At 33.3% G+C, this 17,509-nt stretch carries 17 protein-coding genes; 8 read left to right on the forward strand and 9 right to left on the reverse strand.

Features of this window, described 5'->3' with window-relative positions; all coding sequences use genetic code 11:
• The first annotated feature begins 9 nt into the window (after window positions 1-9).
• The 3 genes from IDG66_RS10235 to IDG66_RS10245 all read left to right on the forward strand — a co-directional run bounded on the left by IDG66_RS10235 (window position 10) and on the right by IDG66_RS10245 (window position 3,605).
• A complete protein-coding gene (locus IDG66_RS10235) occupies window positions 10-1,485 on the forward strand; it encodes a M17 family metallopeptidase (RefSeq protein ID WP_001009697.1) in 1,476 nt (491 codons plus the stop codon).
• A gap of 410 nt (window positions 1,486-1,895) precedes the next feature.
• Window positions 1,896-3,212: a Na+/H+ antiporter family protein gene (locus IDG66_RS10240; RefSeq protein ID WP_000606324.1), complete on the forward strand. Its 1,317-nt coding sequence runs from the start codon at window positions 1,896-1,898 to the stop codon at window positions 3,210-3,212.
• 18 nt (window positions 3,213-3,230) lie between these two features.
• On the forward strand, window positions 3,231-3,605 hold the full coding sequence (locus IDG66_RS10245; RefSeq protein ID WP_000149291.1) for a PaaI family thioesterase: 375 nt from the start codon (window positions 3,231-3,233) through the stop codon (window positions 3,603-3,605).
• A gap of 55 nt (window positions 3,606-3,660) precedes the next feature.
• On the opposite strand, the gene IDG66_RS10250 is transcribed toward IDG66_RS10245, so the two are convergent.
• The 9 genes from IDG66_RS10250 to IDG66_RS10290 form a co-directional block, all read right to left on the reverse strand.
• Window positions 3,661-4,815 carry an FAD/NAD(P)-binding protein gene (locus IDG66_RS10250; RefSeq protein ID WP_000558759.1) on the reverse strand — a complete coding sequence of 385 codons (1,155 nt, stop codon included), beginning with the start codon at window positions 4,813-4,815 and terminating at the stop codon, window positions 3,661-3,663.
• A gap of 248 nt (window positions 4,816-5,063) precedes the next feature.
• Window positions 5,064-5,420, reverse strand: a complete 357-nt coding sequence (gene mnhG1, locus IDG66_RS10255) for a Na+/H+ antiporter Mnh1 subunit G (protein WP_000590451.1) — start codon at window positions 5,418-5,420, stop codon at window positions 5,064-5,066.
• Window positions 5,398-5,691 carry a Na+/H+ antiporter Mnh1 subunit F gene (mnhF1, locus tag IDG66_RS10260; RefSeq protein WP_001016306.1) on the reverse strand — a complete coding sequence of 98 codons (294 nt, stop codon included), beginning with the start codon at window positions 5,689-5,691 and terminating at the stop codon, window positions 5,398-5,400. Before mnhF1 ends, mnhG1 begins: the two co-directional genes overlap by 23 nt.
• On the reverse strand, window positions 5,691-6,170 hold the full coding sequence (gene mnhE1 / locus IDG66_RS10265; RefSeq protein WP_000290674.1) for a Na+/H+ antiporter Mnh1 subunit E: 480 nt from the start codon (window positions 6,168-6,170) through the stop codon (window positions 5,691-5,693). Before mnhE1 ends, mnhF1 begins: the two co-directional genes overlap by 1 nt.
• Window position 6,171: 1 nt before the next feature.
• Complete coding sequence (gene mnhD1, locus IDG66_RS10270) at window positions 6,172-7,668, reverse strand: Na+/H+ antiporter Mnh1 subunit D (RefSeq protein WP_000573077.1); 1,497 nt, start codon at window positions 7,666-7,668, stop codon at window positions 6,172-6,174.
• Complete coding sequence (gene mnhC1, locus IDG66_RS10275; RefSeq protein ID WP_000402803.1) at window positions 7,661-8,002, reverse strand: Na+/H+ antiporter Mnh1 subunit C; 342 nt, start codon at window positions 8,000-8,002, stop codon at window positions 7,661-7,663. The genes mnhD1 and mnhC1 overlap by 8 nt, the downstream gene beginning before the upstream one ends.
• On the reverse strand, window positions 8,002-8,430 hold the full coding sequence (gene mnhB1, locus IDG66_RS10280; protein ID WP_001081626.1) for a Na+/H+ antiporter Mnh1 subunit B: 429 nt from the start codon (window positions 8,428-8,430) through the stop codon (window positions 8,002-8,004). Before mnhB1 ends, mnhC1 begins: the two co-directional genes overlap by 1 nt.
• Window positions 8,423-10,828, reverse strand: coding sequence for a Na+/H+ antiporter Mnh1 subunit A (mnhA1, locus tag IDG66_RS10285; protein ID WP_000054609.1), 2,406 nt, complete (start codon window positions 10,826-10,828; stop codon window positions 8,423-8,425). Before mnhA1 ends, mnhB1 begins: the two co-directional genes overlap by 8 nt.
• Window positions 10,829-10,958: 130 nt before the next feature.
• A complete protein-coding gene (locus tag IDG66_RS10290; RefSeq protein ID WP_000781162.1) occupies window positions 10,959-11,342 on the reverse strand; it encodes a kinase-associated lipoprotein B in 384 nt (127 codons plus the stop codon).
• A 63-nt stretch (window positions 11,343-11,405) separates the two neighbouring features.
• Between IDG66_RS10290 and IDG66_RS10295 the strand changes: the two genes are divergently transcribed.
• From IDG66_RS10295 to IDG66_RS10315, 5 genes are all read left to right on the forward strand, one after another.
• Window positions 11,406-11,999 (forward strand): peptidylprolyl isomerase, encoded by a 594-nt coding sequence (locus tag IDG66_RS10295; RefSeq protein ID WP_000035058.1) that lies wholly within the window; start codon window positions 11,406-11,408, stop codon window positions 11,997-11,999.
• 414 nt (window positions 12,000-12,413) lie between these two features.
• Complete coding sequence (ygs, locus tag IDG66_RS10300; RefSeq protein WP_001067294.1) at window positions 12,414-12,791, forward strand: S1 domain-containing post-transcriptional regulator Ygs; 378 nt, start codon at window positions 12,414-12,416, stop codon at window positions 12,789-12,791.
• Window positions 12,792-13,152: 361 nt separating this feature from the next.
• Window positions 13,153-14,280: an NADH-dependent flavin oxidoreductase gene (locus tag IDG66_RS10305; protein ID WP_000838033.1), complete on the forward strand. Its 1,128-nt coding sequence runs from the start codon at window positions 13,153-13,155 to the stop codon at window positions 14,278-14,280.
• Window positions 14,281-14,587: 307 nt separating this feature from the next.
• Entirely contained in the window at window positions 14,588-15,778 is a 1,191-nt protein-coding gene (locus tag IDG66_RS10310; RefSeq protein ID WP_103143735.1) for an ornithine--oxo-acid transaminase, read from the forward strand.
• 108 nt (window positions 15,779-15,886) lie between these two features.
• Window positions 15,887-17,131, forward strand: coding sequence for a Glu/Leu/Phe/Val family dehydrogenase (locus tag IDG66_RS10315; protein WP_000138487.1), 1,245 nt, complete (start codon window positions 15,887-15,889; stop codon window positions 17,129-17,131).
• Window positions 17,132-17,509: the final 378 nt, after the last annotated feature.

The raw sequence follows: 17,509 nt of genomic DNA on the forward strand, positions 1-17,509 counted from the left end.
AGGTACATTATGAATTTTAAATTAAATAACACACTAAGCAACGAAATAAATACATTGATTATTGGTATACCAGAACATTTAAATCAGTTAGAGCGCATTAGTTTTAATCATATCGATATTACAGAATCACTTGAAAGACTAAAACATCAACATATTATTGGTAGTAAAGTTGGGAAGATTTATACAACTGCATTTGATGTACAAGATCAAACATATCGTTTAATTACAGTTGGTTTAGGAAACTTAAAGACACGTAGTTATCAAGATATGTTGAAAATATGGGGACATCTTTTCCAATACATAAAGTCAGAACACATTGAAGATACGTATTTACTTATGGATTCATTTATTTCAAAATATGATCAGTTATCAGATGTATTAATGGCATGCGGTATTCAAAGTGAGCGTGCAACATATGAATTCGATCATTATAAATCAAGTAAGAAGGCACCGTTTAAGACGAATTTAAACCTTATTAGTGAATCATTAATTGAATTAGATTTTATTCATGAGGGTATCAGTATTGGCCAATCCATTAATTTGGCAAGAGACTTTAGTAATATGCCACCGAATGTATTAACACCACAAACATTTGCAGAAGATATTGTTAATCATTTTAAAAATACAAAGGTCAAAGTAGATGTTAAAGATTATGACACTTTAGTTTCTGAAGGATTCGGACTTTTACAAGCAGTAGGTAAAGGTAGTAAGCATAAACCGAGATTAGTAACCATCACATATAATGGCAAAGACAAAGATGAAGCACCAATTGCCTTAGTTGGTAAAGGTATAACGTATGATTCTGGTGGTTATAGTATTAAAACGAAGAATGGCATGGCTACAATGAAGTTTGACATGTGTGGCGCTGCGAATGTCGTTGGTATCATTGAAGCGGCTAGTCGTTTACAACTGCCTGTAAATATTGTCGGAGTGCTTGCGTGTGCTGAAAATATGATAAATGAAGCATCAATGAAGCCAGATGATGTATTTACAGCATTAAGTGGTGAAACTGTAGAAGTAATGAATACAGACGCTGAAGGTAGATTAGTCCTTGCAGATGCTGTGTTTTATGCAAATCAATATCAGCCTAGTGTGATTATGGACTTTGCTACATTAACGGGTGCAGCAATTGTTGCACTAGGCGATGATAAAGCTGCTGCATTTGAATCGAATAGTAAAGTGATATTAAACGATATATTACAAATAAGTTCTGAAGTCGATGAAATGGTATTTGAATTACCGATTACTGCAACCGAACGTGCAAGTATTAAACACAGTGATATCGCTGATTTAGTTAACCATACGAATGGACAAGGTAAAGCGCTATTTGCGGCAAGTTTTGTAACACATTTTAGTGGTCAAACACCTCACATTCATTTCGATATTGCAGGTCCAGCAACGACTAATAAAGCTTCATATAATGGTCCAAAAGGGCCAACAGGATTTATGATTCCGACGATAGTACAATGGTTAAAACAACAATAATTTAATTATTTGCCTGATACAACTTGTGTCTTGATATACATTTCTAATTTAACTCTTGAAAGTATAAAGGATCGCATTGTATCAGGCATTTTCATTGTTGTAAGAAAATATAAATCGCATATCCTTGTGAGCATAAATCAACTTGACTAGCATTGCAAAAAAATATTATAAGCATATGTTCATTCAGTCAACGACTACTAATATTGCATTTTAGAACTTAGGATTTTGATTGGTGTTCCAAGCTTGTAAAATTGTTTAATTTAATGAAAGCTAAAATTATTTTAAGAAAGACAATTAACTAAAAAATAAAGATTATTGGTATAGTTTGCTATTGACAGGTGTTAAAGCTACTGATACTATGTAGTCTATAAACGCTTTAGTTCGATAGAGTGATAAAGGATGGTTGTCATATGATAAATGCAGTAGTAATAGCAGTAATTTTAATGATTGTGCTATGTTTATGTCGATTAAACGTAGTTATAAGCTTATTTATCAGTGCGCTAGTTGGTGGCTTAATTTCAGGCATGAGCATTGAAAAAGTTATAAATGTATTTGGGAAAAATATAGTCGATGGTGCTGAGGTAGCATTAAGCTATGCTTTATTAGGTGGATTTGCAGCATTAATTTCATACAGTGGTATCACAGACTATTTAGTAGGAAAAATTATAAATGCAATTCACGCTGAAAATAGTCGATGGTCAAGAGTTAAAGTCAAAGTGACAATAATCATTGCATTATTAGCTATGAGTATCATGAGTCAAAACTTAATTCCTGTACATATTGCATTCATTCCAATTGTCATCCCACCATTGTTAAGTCTGTTTAATGACTTAAAAATAGATAGACGTTTAATCGGTTTGATTATCGGTTTTGGTTTATGTTTCCCGTATGTGTTATTACCATATGGATTCGGTCAAATTTTCCAGCAAATTATTCAAAGTGGCTTTGCAAAGGCGAATCACCCAATTGAGTTTAATATGATTTGGAAAGCAATGCTTATTCCTTCAATGGGGTATATTGTTGGCTTACTTATCGGTTTATATGTATATCGTAAACCACGTGAATATGAAACACGTAAAATTTCAGATAGTGACAATGTTACAGAGTTAAAACCATATATCTTAATAGTAACAATTGTAGCAATACTAGCTACATTTTTAGTACAAACATTTACAGATTCAATGATTTTTGGTGCACTGGCAGGGGTACTCGTATTCTTTATTTCACGTGCATATAATTGGTATGAATTAGATGCTAAGTTTGTTGAAGGTATTAAAATTATGGCTTATATTGGTGTAGTTATTTTAACAGCAAATGGATTTGCTGGTGTAATGAATGCTACTGGTGATATAGATGAATTAGTTAAAACTTTAACAAGTATTACTGGTGATAATAAATTATTTAGCATTATCATGATGTATGTGATAGGTTTAATTGTCACTTTAGGTATTGGATCATCATTTGCAACAATTCCTATTATCGCATCATTATTCATTCCTTTTGGAGCGTCAATTGGACTAGATACAATGGCATTAATCGCATTGATTGGAACAGCGAGTGCATTAGGTGACTCAGGTTCACCTGCAAGTGATTCAACATTAGGACCAACTGCGGGATTAAATGTTGATGGCCAACATGATCATATACGCGATACATGTGTACCAAACTTCTTGTTTTATAATATTCCTTTAATGATTTTCGGTACTATTGCTGCTATGGTACTATAAGCATAAAGAGGTGAAAATATGACTCATTTATTAGAGACATTTGAGATGTCAATAGATCACCAGGAAGATGGTTTAGTTGTTATTTCTATGCCTGTTACTGATAAAGTAAAACAACCATTTGGATATTTACATGGTGGTGCTTCGATTGCTTTAGGTGAAACAGCATGTTCATTAGGATCTGCTAATCTAATTGATACAACCAAATTTATTCCATTAGGTTTAGAGATGAATGCCAATCATATTCATTCTGCTAAAGATGGTCATGTTACTGCGACAGCTGAAATTATTCATCAAGGTAAGTCGACACATGTATGGGATATAAAAATTAAGAATGACAAAGAACAATTAATTACAGTTATGCGTGGTACAGTTGCTATTAAGCCTTTAAAATAAAAGAACTGCTAGCTGAAATGTTATGAGATATTCATAACTACGGCTAGCAGTTTTTTTATGCGCTATATTGTTGTAATTTTAGAAATGCTTGTTCAATGCGTTCGGCAGCTTTACGGCCACCCATAACATTTCTACCAAATGGTCCTAATTCTAAGTCTGCAAAGCATCCTGCGACAAATAGATTTGGTATCCATTCTAATTTTTCGGAAATAACAGGGTAATTACATTCGTTGATAGGTGCATCATAATTTTGTATTAATTGCTTAATAAGTGGTTGTGACATAAAATCTTGTTCAAAACCAGTTGCAACCATAATCTGTTGATATGGAACAGAATTATTTTCAGTGTTAATTAAACCATCACTAATTTGAGTGATAGGTGTTTTATGCACATTTATACGACCATTTTTAATATGTTTTTTAAGGCGTAAGTACAGTTCGTGAGGCATTGATCCTTTATGACGTTCACGTTGTACAATGGCATTTCTTTCAGGCATGCTTTTAGTACTTAAAAATGTAGACATATTCTTCGGACCTAACCAACCAGGATCAGCATCAAAGTCATGTATTTCAATATCTTTATTTAGCCATAAATGAATCTTTTTATCGTTATCATGATTTAACAATTTAAGTGCAAGATGTGCAGCCGTAATGCCACTACCAACGATATGATCGGTCTTATCATATACTACTTGATCATGTTCTTTCTCGAAGATATGATTTACATTCTGTTTGTCTTTTAAAATGTCAGGCATAAACGGAATATTTGTACTACCTATTGCAATAACGACGCAATCTGTAGTGATAATTTGTCCATCTTCTAACTTGATATGCCATTTGTCTTCTTGTTTATCTAAAGTTTGAACTAAACCTTGAACCAAGCAATCCTCTAATTGATATTGTTTAGAAGCATGTGCAATATGATCCATAAACATTGTCAATTCAGGTCGTTGATAAGGACCATAAAAAGCATTTGTATATTGGTGCTGTTTAGCGAATTGTTTTAGATGGAACGGTTGTGGATGTACGTGATGTACAATCGGTGATCTTAAATAAGGCATTTCTATTCGATTTGTAAATGAGTTAAACCTTTGGCAAAAAGTTTCGTGTGGGTCAATGATTGTTAATCGGTCTGTTGTTAATCCGCTTGATAATAGTTTTTGTGCGATTGCAGTTCCCTGTATGCCACCGCCGATAATTGTCCAATGCATAATAAAACCTCTCTCTTTTTAAAGCGTAATCGTTACGATTTATAATTATTATTATCATAATACATAACGACATGAAAGGCAATTAAATTAAAGAGATATATGTAGATAGGGCGAAGCTGTAGTCAAAGAAAAAACCATTGAAAAAGAGGTAACAATGTCAAAAGAAAACAGCAGTAAAATCATTCCTAATTTGGAATCATCTTACTGCTGTTTGTTGTTGATTTATATTCATGATTTTGTTATATAATCTACAATTTTGTGTCTTTTAAGTCTTCTGAAATTTCATCGACTTTAGTCTTTTTAGTATAAGGCGTTTTAATATTATATGCTGCTTTCATAATCATATGACTTGAAAGAGGACCTGTAATTAATACAAAGATAATCGCAACGATTAATTGCATATTTACAAAACCTTGAGTAGCAATAAAATATAAAAACGTACCAAATAGTAATGACATTGCACCTAATGTTGATGCTTTTCCGGCAGCATGTGCACGTGAATATACATCTTCAAGTCTCAATAATCCTATAGCTGCCAGGGCGCTAATTAAAGCACCGATGATAACAAAGATAAGTGCAAGACTAATCAGTATGATTTTGATCATGTTCAATCACCTTACCTTTGTCCATAAATTTAGAGAATACTGCAGTACCTAAAAAAGCTAATATACCAATCATCATAATAACGACAATCATGTATTTAATATTTAATAAAATACTGAATAATGCTATAACTGCCATTAATTGAAGACCAATCGCATCTAATGCGACAACACGATCGGCAAGTGATGGGCCTAGCACAACGCGAATGAGCATAGCTAACATAGAAATGACAACTATGATTAATGCAATAACGATAATAACATTATGATTCATTATATTTCGCCCACCTCTCTTACAATTTTCTCTAATGATGTTTTAATACTTTCTACTTCTTGCTCTTTAGTTGAAAAATCTATGGCATGAATATAAATTTTTGTACGATCGTCACTTACACCAAGCACTACAGTACCAGGTGTTAATGTAATTAAATTAGACAGCAAGACAATTTGCCAATCTTTTTTTAAATCTGTGTGATAAACAAAGAATCCTGGTTCATTTTTAATCGAAGGTTTAATAATAATTTTCAAAACATCAAAATTAGCTTTAATCAGTTCGATTAAGAAAATAATAACTAATTTAATAATACGATATAGCGTGATGACATAAAATCTACCTGGTAACACTCTGTGTAAGAGGTAAACAAGAACTAGGCCAAAGATGAAACCTAACACAAAGTTATTTGTTGTGTAACTATTTGTCACAAACAACCAAAACACTGCGATAATAAAGTTTAATACTAATTGTACAGCCATGTTATTTACCTCCTAATACAGCTTTAACGTAGGTTGATGGATTGTAGAATGTTTCTGCACCAGCTTTTACCATTGGATATAAGTAATCTGCTGACAATCCATATAAAACAGTTATCACAACTGCAACGATTGCAATCGTAGTTAAATATTTGACGTCGACTTTGTTATTAAGATCATATCCTTTTGGTTGACCGAAAAAGCCTTGTAGGAATATGCGAATGACAGAATATAATACGACTAAACTTGATAATAAGACGATGACACCACTTAAATAAAATCCTCTTTCAAATGTTGATTGGACAATAAAAAATTTTCCATAAAAGCCACTGAGTGGGGGAATGCCAGCTAAACTTAATGCTGCGATAAAGAATGACCAACCAAGTACAGGATATCGTTTAATTAAGCCACCAAATTGTCTTAAATCAGCAGTGCCTGTAATTTTAATCATAATTCCGATAAGCAAGAATAATGCAAGTTTTACTAACATGTCGTGCAATGTATAGTAAATAGCCCCAATCATACCTGACTCTGTCATCATTGCAACGCCGACTAAGATCACACCTACAGCAATCATGACATTGTATAGGATGATTTTTTTAATGTTGGCATATGCAACAGCACCGACACAACCAAAGATGATCGTTAATAGTGCTAAGAATAAAATGACATAATGTGAAAAGCTTACATTATCACTAAAGAATAGGCTCAATGTTCTAGCGATTGCATAAACACCAACTTTTGTTAACAAAGCACCAAAGAATGCAATGATTGGAATTGGTGGTGCATAGTATGCACTAGGTAACCAAACAAACATTGGGAATACGCCAGCTTTTGTAGCAAAAACAAAGATAAATAGTATGAAAACGATATTGACTAAGCCACTGTCATGCGCTGAAAGGTTAGCTAATTTATTGCTTATATCTGCTAGATTCAATGTTCCTACTACTGAATATAAAATCGCTACACCCATTACGAAGAAGGATGACGATACAACGTTAACAAGAACATATTTTATTGTTTCTTGTAGTTGAATTTTTGTAGAACCAATTACTAATAAGAAATAAGATGACATTAAAAATACTTCGAAAAATACGAATAGGTTGAAAATGTCACCAGTTGTGAATGCACCAATGATACCTATTAACATAAATAGTACTGAAAAATAATAATAATATCTTTCACGTTCAATACCAATTGTTTGGTATGAATATAAAATCACAATAGCTGTAATAATAATACTAGTAATTATTAGTAGGGCACTGAATATGTCTAATACAAAGACAATACTGTATGGTGCTTTCCATGAACCTAGCTCTACGCGTATTGGTCCATGTTTAACAACATTTGCTAAATTGATAATTGCCGCGACCAAGGTTAATAATGTACCGCCTAGTGCGACATAACGCTTTATAATAGGACGCTTTCCAATAAAGACAAGTAATATGGCTGTAATTACTGGAATAACTAGCGTTAACACAAGCATATTACTTTCAATCATCTTCTGGAACTCCTTTCATACTCTCAACGTTATCTGTGCCTAATTCTTTATATGTTCTAAATGCTAATACTAAGAAAAAGGCTGTTGTCGCAAAGGCGATAACGATTGCTGTTAAAATAAGTGCTTGCGGGATAGGATCAACATAGCTTTTTACGTTCGCTTCATAAATTGGAACAGTACCATGTTTAAGTCCGCCCATAGTTATTAAAAATAAATTTGCTGCATGTGTTAATAGTGTAGTTCCCATAACAATTCGTATCAGACTTTTAGACAAAACGAGATAGACACTAATTGCTGTGAGAATACCACTAACAAAAATCATAATAATTTCCACTATTCGTTCTCTCCAATCGAAATAATAATTGTCATGACAGTACCAACTACTGCACATAAAACACCGAAATCAAAGAATACTGCTGTTGTCATATGAACAGGTTCTAATATAAATAACGGTATATCAAATGTGACATGCGTAAAGAAATTTTTGCCTAAAAACCAACTTGCGATAGGCGTCGCAATACAAAAAACTAATCCGATACCTATCAAGATTTTAAAATCTAATGGGAAAATTTTACGCATTGTTTCTATATCAAATGCAATCGTAATGATAACAAGTGAACTTGCGAATAATAATCCGCCGACGAAACCGCCACCAGGTGTATAATGTCCTGCTAAGAAAAGTGAAAAACCAAAGACCATTACCATGAAAAAGATAATAACTGCAGCAAATTGCAAAATTAGATCATTTTGTTGTCTATTCATGATTTTTCACCTCGTTACCTTGCGTTTGACGCTTTTTACGTAATTTAATCATTGTATATACAGCTAATCCTGCGATACCAAGCACAGATGACTCGAATAAAGTATCCATACCACGGAAATCAACAAGTATGACGTTTACCATGTTTTTACCGTGAGCTAAATCATAAACGTGCTCTTGATAAAACTTAGATATCGATTCAAAATGTCTATTTCCGTATGCAATTAAACCGATAATAATGACGGACAAACCAACACCACCAGCAATTAAAGCATTAGTAAGCTGGAATGAGCGCTTTTCATTATAACGATTTAAATTTGGTAAGTGGTAGAAGCATAATAAGAACAATGCTGTTGAAATAGATTCAACGACAAACTGTGTCAATGCTAAGTCGGGTGCTTTAAAGAATATAAACAATACAGACACAGCATATCCAACTGCACTTAACATAATGATGCTAAATAATCTTGATTTAGCGAAAAGAATTAAAAAGGCAGCACTTAATAATAAAATTACGATACAAACTTCGAAAATTCTAATCGGACTAACGTCTTTAAAATTAATGTTGAAAGGTACTGAGAATATAGTGACAAATGTTAATAAAATTAATGCACCAAAAATGATAACTAAATTATTACGTGAATAATCGGTAACATAGCTATTCGTCATCTTTTCAGAGTAGTTTGGAATAACATTTGCACTTCTGTTGTACCAATAATTGAATGTTAGTTTACCAGGTTGTCGTTGCAACAATTTCACCCAATAACTAAATGTCACAATTAGTAAGATACCTAAAATATAAATCACTAATGTTGATAAAAAGGCAGGCGTTAATCCATGGAACATATGGAATTCAACATCATCAATTACCGTATGATTAATCGAAGATGTAGCTGGTTCAATAATCGAATTAGTTAAAATGCCAGGGAATAAACCAAATACAATTACTAATGTAGCTAAAATAGCTGGTGATAAAAGCATTAATATTGATACTTCGTGTGCTTTTTTAGGTAATTGTTCAGGTTTATATTGTCCGAAAAATATATGCATTATAAATTTAATTGAATATACAAATGTGAAGACACTGCCCACTATACCAATGATTGGGAATAGGTAGCCTAATGTATCAACACTGAATAAATTTGCTTGGCTTGCTGTAAATGTTGTTTCTAAAAATGATTCTTTTGATAAGAAACCATTGAACGGTGGTACACCAGCCATACTTAATGCTGTAATAACAGTGATTGTAAATGAAATAGGCATAATTGTTAGTAAGCCACCTAATTTCTTAACATCACGTGTACCAGTAGAATGATCCACTGCACCTGTAATCATAAATAGGGCACCTTTAAATGTTGCATGGTTGATTAAATGGAATATTGCAGCCGTAAATGCAGCAGCATATATTTTGCTATCATCGCCTTGATAGTGATAACTAATGGCACCGATTCCAAGCATCGCCATAATCATACCTAATTGGGATACTGTTGAAAATGCCAGTATACCTTTCAAGTCTTGTTGTTTTGTTGCGTTTAGCGAAGCCCAGAATAATGTAATTAAACCAACGAGTGTGACAGTCCATACCCAACCTTGCGATGCTGCGAAGATTGGTGTCATTCGAGCGATTAAATATAACCCTGCTTTAACCATTGTTGCTGAATGAAGATAAGCACTGACTGGTGTAGGTGCTTCCATTGCATCTGGTAGCCAAATATAAAATGGAAACTGAGCAGATTTTGTAAAAGCACCAATCATGATTAAAATCATCGCAAAAATGAAGAATGGGCTATTTTGAATTTCAGAAGCATGTTGAATCATGTACTGAATGCTAAATGATTGTGTTGGTATAGCGAGTAAGATGATACCACCTAATAATGATAGACCACCAAATACTGTGATTATGAGCGATTTTTGAGCACCATATATAGATGCTTGTCGTTCGCGCCAGAATGAAATAAGTAAAAAACTAGAAAATGACGTTAGCTCCCAGAATAAATATAGAATAATAACATTATCTGAAAGTACGACACCTAACATTGCACCCATAAATAGTAATAAATAACAATAAAAATTCCCTAGTTGTTCTGACTTACTTAAGTAGCCGATTGAATATAATACTACTAAACTGCCGATTCCTGAAATAAGCAAACTAAAGAGTAAACCTAAGCCATCAAGATATAAATCAAAGTTCATACCAAAATGAGGCATCCAATTTAAGGTTTTCATTACAGTATTACCTGACATCGTCGTTTTAATTAATGTAAGCATATAAATAAATATGACGATAGGGACAGGTAATACGAACCATCCTAAATGTATACGTTTAAAAAATCTATACAGGATAGGAATAATGAGTGCGAATATTAACGGTAATATCACCGCAATATGTAACAAACTCACTATGTTGTCCTCCTTTAAAAAATATTTATGTTATTCATTATACATGAATGATATAGTTCTGAAAAACGTACACACTCCTTGTTGTGCTTTATTTTCAGAAGTATTTAAATAAGAAGAAACACGTCATTTTTTATTTAAAATTTTCTTTGTATTGAAGTGAATAATCTTCTTTTAAGCGTGCTAAACTAGCTAAAGACATTTCAGCATGTTTTGTTTGCTGAGCTTTAAGTTTAGTTTCTAAATCTGTAATTGCTTGTTGAAGTGAATCTTCATAGCGCAATACATCAACATTGAAGTCGCGTAATTGTGAACGTTTCGTATAGCGTTTTTCAAAATGGCTTAATGCTTTGCGTTCATGGAAAAATACACCTTCAGTTTCAGTAGGGTTATGTAAATCACCTTGTTTCGGGTGTTTGATAACTTGTTCAACTTTAACAAGGACATCGTCTCCATTTTCTTCAACAATCGTGACACCATAGCTACCTGTTTTGTGTGAAAATCGATATAGCTTCATGCTATTTTCCTCCCTTAAAAGTATGTTAATATATATGTATCATAACATGAATGGAGAATATAAATGGCTAACTATCCACAGTTAAACAAAGAAGTACAACAAGGTGAAATTAAAGTGGTTATGCACACAAATAAAGGTGACATGACATTCAAATTATTTCCAAATATTGCACCAAAAACAGTTGAAAATTTTGTGACACATGCAAAAAATGGTTATTATGATGGAATAACATTCCACCGTGTCATTAATGACTTCATGATTCAAGGTGGCGATCCAACAGCTACTGGTATGGGTGGCGAAAGTATTTATGGCGGTGCTTTTGAAGATGAATTTTCATTAAATGCATTTAACTTATATGGCGCATTATCAATGGCTAACTCAGGACCTAATACTAATGGTTCACAATTTTTCATTGTTCAAATGAAAGAAGTACCTCAAAATATGTTAAGTCAACTTGCAGATGGTGGCTGGCCTCAACCAATCGTTGATGCATATGGCGAAAAGGGTGGTACACCATGGTTAGATCAAAAACATACAGTATTCGGTCAAATCATTGATGGTGAAACTACTTTAGAAGATATTGCAAATACAAAAGTGGGACCACAAGACAAACCACTTCATGATGTTGTAATTGAATCTATTGATGTTGAAGAATAATAGCTAAACATAATTAACTACCAACATTTTAAACTCGGATAAAGCTAATTTATGAATGGATTAGTATATATTCCAACGAAACAAATAAACTAACATGATGAGCAATCTCAATATATTTATCAAGAAAGCACAGTTTTTAAATAGATGTGTATTCTAAAGATAATAGTTGAGGTTGCTTTTTATGTTTTTAAAGAGAATTGCTATTCAAATAGTTAATAAATTGAAAACAAAGTAGCTGGATATCATATTGATTTAGATAGGAGTTTGTTGCTAATTTTATTTGTAAATCCAAGTTTGTAGAATTCTTATTCATTTATAAAATAATATTCGTATGATTTGATGTTTTAATTAGTCCACCATTTCGATTTGTGCTATGATAATAGTGTTAAGTAAACGAAATAAGGGGTTATTAAGTTGAATAACTACAAAATTGGCCAACATATCAAGGTGCGTGTAACTGGTATTCAACCATACGGTGCGTTTGTTGAGACCCCTAATCATACTGAAGGACTGATTCATATATCAGAAATTATGGATGACTACGTTCATAATTTGAAGAAATTTCTATCAGAAGGCCAAATTGTTAAAGCTAAAATTTTGTCTATAGATGATGAAGGAAAGCTTAATCTATCATTAAAGGATAATGATTACTTCAAAAATTATGAGCGTAAGAAGGAAAAACAATCAGTATTAGATGAAATCAGAGAAACAGAAAAATATGGGTTTCAAACACTTAAAGAACGCTTACCAATCTGGATAAAACAGTCAAAGCGAGCAATTCGAAACGACTAAAGGAACAGATAAATCGTACCGAAAATCATACAAAGGGTCTGAAATGAAAGTTTCTTAGACTATAAAAGAGATTAGTATCTATTAAATTTTATTAGATACTAATCTCTTTTTGTCTACGATAACGTAATATGATTGATTCTATTTACACGTACAAATGGTTTAAGGTGACATATCCATTATCTTTGATAGATAGAATCATTGATTTGCAATATTGTATGTGGATTTGTTTTTTTAATTTATTTTAGAAATGAGAACTACAACTTAAAGTATTAAACGAATTGCAACTATATAAACAGATAATTGGAGAATGAAAAAATTACATGTTATAGTCAACTCAATAATTTTAAGGAGGAATTAAGTAATGAAAAGTAAATACGAACCATTGTTTGATAAAGTAGAATTACCAAATGGAGTAGAGTTGAGAAATCGATTTGTGTTAGCCCCTTTAACACATATTTCTTCAAATGATGATGGTACTATTTCAGATGTAGAACTTCCTTATATTGAAAAGCGTTCACAAGATGTTGGTATTACAATTAATGCTGCGAGTAATGTGAGTGATGTCGGAAAAGCATTTCCAGGACAGCCATCAATCGCGCATGACAGTGATATTGAAGGACTAAAACGATTAGCTACAGCAATGAAGAAAAACGGTGCCAAAGCACTCGTACAAATACATCATGGCGGTGCACAAGCATTGCCTGAATTAACACCTGGTGGAGACGTCGTAGCACCAAGTCCAATTTCTTTAAAAAGTTTCGGTCAGAAACAAGAACATAGTGCTAGAGAAATGACGAATGAAGAGATTGAACAAGCAATCAAGGATTTTGGTGAAGCAACGCGACGTGCAATTGAAGCAGGATTTGATGGTGTTGAAATACATGGCGCGAATCATTACTTAATTCATCAATTTGTATCACCATACTATAATAGAAGAAATGATGTTTGGGCAAATCAATATAAATTCCCGGTCGCTGTGATTGAAGAGGTGCTTAAAGCGAAAGAAGCGTATGGCAATAAAGACTTTATAGTTGGATACAGATTATCTCCAGAGGAAGCGGAGTCTCCAGGAATCACAATGGAAATTACAGAGGAACTCGTTAATAAAATTAGCCATATGCCAATCGACTATATTCATGTTTCGATGATGGATACGCATGCAACGACACGTGAAGGTAAATACGCTGGACAAGAAAGACTGCCTTTAATTCACAAATGGATAAATGGTCGTATGCCACTTATCGGTATTGGTTCAATTTTCACAGCTGACGAAGCTTTAGATGCAGTTGAAAATGTTGGTGTTGACTTAGTAGCCATTGGTAGAGAGCTACTACTGGATTATCAATTTGTTGAAAAAATTAAAGATGGACGGGAAGATGAAATTATTAATTACTTTGATCCAGAGAGAGAAGATAATCATCACTTAACTCCTAATTTATGGCATCAATTTAATGAAGGATTCTATCCATTACCACGTAAAGATAAATAAGTGTTTAACTGTTACCACTAATGATATTGTGTATGCAATTTGTTAGTGGTTTTCAATATTTATAAATAAAAATATTCTTAGTAAAATATACTTTTGATTAAGTGTAAAATTATCAATTCTTTTGCTTGTAATCATTTAAGTAATTATGTCATTATAAATGTAAGGGTTTTCAAAATAGACAAATTTAATGAAACTTAGTGATTATTTCATCTTTTTTGGTGGAAAAGTATCTGCTTTGAAAACTAATGTAATTATTTGGATAATGTTTCATGTATAATAGTTATAAATGATGAAAAGGGGAGATATGATGACTAAATCTGAAAAAATTATTGAGTTAACAAATCATTACGGAGCACATAATTATTTACCATTGCCAATTGTCATTTCAGAAGCTGAAGGGGTATGGGTTAAAGATCCTGAAGGCAATAAATATATGGATATGTTATCTGCATATTCCGCTGTTAACCAAGGTCATAGACATCCGAAAATTATTCAAGCATTAAAAGATCAAGCTGATAAAGTGACTCTAGTTTCACGTGCTTTTCATAGTGATAACTTAGGTGAATGGTACGAAAAAATTTGTAAACTGGCAGGTAAAGATAAAGCTTTACCAATGAATACAGGTGCTGAAGCAGTAGAAACAGCTTTGAAAGCAGCACGACGCTGGGCATACGATGTTAAAGGAATTGAGCCAAATAAAGCAGAAATCATTGCATTTAATGGTAACTTCCATGGTCGAACAATGGCGCCAGTTTCATTATCTTCAGAAGCAGAATACCAACGTGGTTATGGTCCGTTATTAGATGGATTTAGAAAAGTTGATTTTGAAGATGTAGATGCATTGAAAGCTGCAATTAATGAAAATACTGCAGCAGTTTTAGTAGAACCAATTCAAGGTGAAGCGGGTATAAATATACCGCCAGAAGGATATTTGAAAGCAATTAGAGAATTATGTGATGAACATAATGTCTTATTTATTGCTGACGAAATCCAAGCAGGATTAGGTCGTTCGGGTAAATTATTTGCTACGGATTGGGATAATGTAAAACCTGATGTCTATATTTTAGGTAAAGCACTAGGTGGTGGTGTCTTCCCAATTTCTGTTGTATTAGCAGATAAAGAAGTATTAGATGTCTTTACACCTGGCTCACATGGTTCAACATTTGGTGGTAATCCACTTGCTTGTGCTGCATCAATTGCTGCATTAGATGTTATCGTTGATGAGGATTTACCAGGGCGCTCTTTAGAATTAGGAGATTATTTTAAAGAACAATTAAAGCAAATTGATCATCCATCAATTAAAGAAGTCCGTGGACGTGGTTTGTTTATAGGTGTGGAACTTAATGAAAGTGCTAGACCATATTGTGAAGCTTTGAAAGAAGAAGGCTTATTATGTAAAGAAACGCATGATACTGTCATTCGTTTTGCACCACCATTAATTATTACTAAAGAAGAATTGGACCTTGCACTTGAAAAAATAAGACATGTATTTCAATAATGTCAAAAAGTTGTAACAATCAGTTTGTAAGGGCTTTAAAAAGGAATACGTTATGTTACAATATGTTTGAAAGCGAAATCATTAGGTAAAGAAGAGGCGAAAAGGATCATGACTGAGAACAATAATTTAGTAACTTCTACTCAAGGAATTATTAAAGAAGCATTGCATAAATTGGGATTTGACGAAGGAATGTACGATTTAATTAAAGAACCTTTAAGAATGTTACAAGTGCGTATCCCTGTACGAATGGATGATGGCACAGTTAAAACATTCACAGGTTACCGTGCGCAACATAATGATGCTGTTGGACCAACAAAAGGGGGCGTGCGTTTCCACCCAGATGTTGATGAAGAAGAAGTAAAAGCATTATCAATGTGGATGACTTTGAAATGTGGCATTGTAAACTTACCATACGGTGGTGGTAAGGGTGGTATCGTTTGTGATCCACGTCAAATGAGCATTCATGAAGTTGAACGTTTATCACGCGGATATGTAAGAGCAATTTCACAATTCGTAGGTCCGAACAAAGATATTCCAGCACCAGATGTATTTACAAACTCACAAATTATGGCTTGGATGATGGATGAATATAGTGCATTAGATAAATTTAATTCACCAGGTTTCATCACAGGTAAACCAATTGTATTGGGTGGTTCTCATGGACGCGACAGATCAACTGCACTAGGTGTAGTTATTGCAATTGAACAAGCTGCAAAACGTCGTAATATGCAAATTGAAGGTGCCAAGGTTGTTATTCAAGGTTTCGGTAATGCCGGAAGTTTCTTAGCTAAATTCTTATATGATTTAGGTGCAAAAATTGTAGGTATCTCTGATGCTTACGGTGCATTACACGATCCAAATGGCTTAGATATAGATTATTTATTAGACCGTCGTGATAGTTTTGGTACGGTAACAAATTTATTTGAAGAAACAATCTCAAATAAAGAATTGTTTGAATTAGATTGTGACATTTTAGTACCAGCGGCTATTTCAAACCAAATTACAGAAGACAATGCACATGATATTAAAGCTAGTATCGTTGTTGAAGCTGCTAATGGACCTACAACACCAGAAGCAACACGTATTTTAACTGAACGTGGTATATTATTAGTTCCAGACGTATTAGCAAGTGCTGGTGGTGTAACGGTTTCTTACTTCGAATGGGTACAAAATAATCAAGGTTATTATTGGTCTGAAGAAGAAGTTAATGAAAAGCTACGTGAAAAATTAGAAGCGGCATTTGATACGATTTACGAATTGTCTCAAAACCGAAAAATAGATATGAGACTTGCAGCATATATCATAGGTATTAAACGTACAGCAGAAGCAGCTAGATATCGTGGTTGGGCATAATTAATTATCATATGTGATTTAACGAGCTTGGGACAGAAAACAAAGCCCTAAGCTCGTTAATTTTATTTTAGCAGTAGTTGACTGTAAAACAATGCCCGTGTAACACGCTCTTTTCAAAAATAGTCGGGGCCCCAACACAGAGAATTTCGAAAAGAAATTCTACAGGCAATGCAAGTTGGGGATGGGCCCCAACACAGAGAAATTGGGGAGCCAATTTCTACAGACAATGCAAGTTGGGGTGGGACGACGAAATAAATTTTGCGAAAATATCATTTCTGTCCCACTCCCAAAAAGACAGCAGTAGGATAATTTCAATTTGGAAATATCTTACTGCTGTTTTTTATAGTAATAGCTATATTTTTGTATTTATGTTTTCTA

The sequence above is a fragment of the Staphylococcus sp. EG-SA-18 genome (assembly GCF_017151825.1).
Classification (GTDB): Bacteria; Bacillota; Bacilli; order Staphylococcales; family Staphylococcaceae; genus Staphylococcus; species Staphylococcus aureus.

What these genes read in the sequence shown, in the direction of transcription:
- IDG66_RS10250 (WP_000558759.1), bottom strand. Translation starts at nt 4,815, where the DNA reads ATGCATTGGACAATTATCGGCGGTGGCATACAGGGAACTGCAATCGCA.
- IDG66_RS10235 (WP_001009697.1), top strand. Translation starts at nt 10, where the DNA reads ATGAATTTTAAATTAAATAACACACTAAGCAACGAAATAAATACATTG.
- IDG66_RS10295 (WP_000035058.1), top strand. Translation starts at nt 11,406, where the DNA reads ATGGCTAACTATCCACAGTTAAACAAAGAAGTACAACAAGGTGAAATT.
- mnhE1 (WP_000290674.1), bottom strand. Translation starts at nt 6,170, where the DNA reads ATGGCTGTACAATTAGTATTAAACTTTATTATCGCAGTGTTTTGGTTG.
- IDG66_RS10305 (WP_000838033.1), top strand. Translation starts at nt 13,153, where the DNA reads ATGAAAAGTAAATACGAACCATTGTTTGATAAAGTAGAATTACCAAAT.
- IDG66_RS10315 (WP_000138487.1), top strand. Translation starts at nt 15,887, where the DNA reads ATGACTGAGAACAATAATTTAGTAACTTCTACTCAAGGAATTATTAAA.
- mnhD1 (WP_000573077.1), bottom strand. Translation starts at nt 7,668, where the DNA reads ATGATTGAAAGTAATATGCTTGTGTTAACGCTAGTTATTCCAGTAATT.
- mnhB1 (WP_001081626.1), bottom strand. Translation starts at nt 8,430, where the DNA reads ATGAATAGACAACAAAATGATCTAATTTTGCAATTTGCTGCAGTTATT.
- IDG66_RS10310 (WP_103143735.1), top strand. Translation starts at nt 14,588, where the DNA reads ATGACTAAATCTGAAAAAATTATTGAGTTAACAAATCATTACGGAGCA.
- IDG66_RS10245 (WP_000149291.1), top strand. Translation starts at nt 3,231, where the DNA reads ATGACTCATTTATTAGAGACATTTGAGATGTCAATAGATCACCAGGAA.
- mnhG1 (WP_000590451.1), bottom strand. Translation starts at nt 5,420, where the DNA reads ATGATCAAAATCATACTGATTAGTCTTGCACTTATCTTTGTTATCATC.
- mnhF1 (WP_001016306.1), bottom strand. Translation starts at nt 5,691, where the DNA reads ATGAATCATAATGTTATTATCGTTATTGCATTAATCATAGTTGTCATT.
- IDG66_RS10240 (WP_000606324.1), top strand. Translation starts at nt 1,896, where the DNA reads ATGATAAATGCAGTAGTAATAGCAGTAATTTTAATGATTGTGCTATGT.
- IDG66_RS10290 (WP_000781162.1), bottom strand. Translation starts at nt 11,342, where the DNA reads ATGAAGCTATATCGATTTTCACACAAAACAGGTAGCTATGGTGTCACG.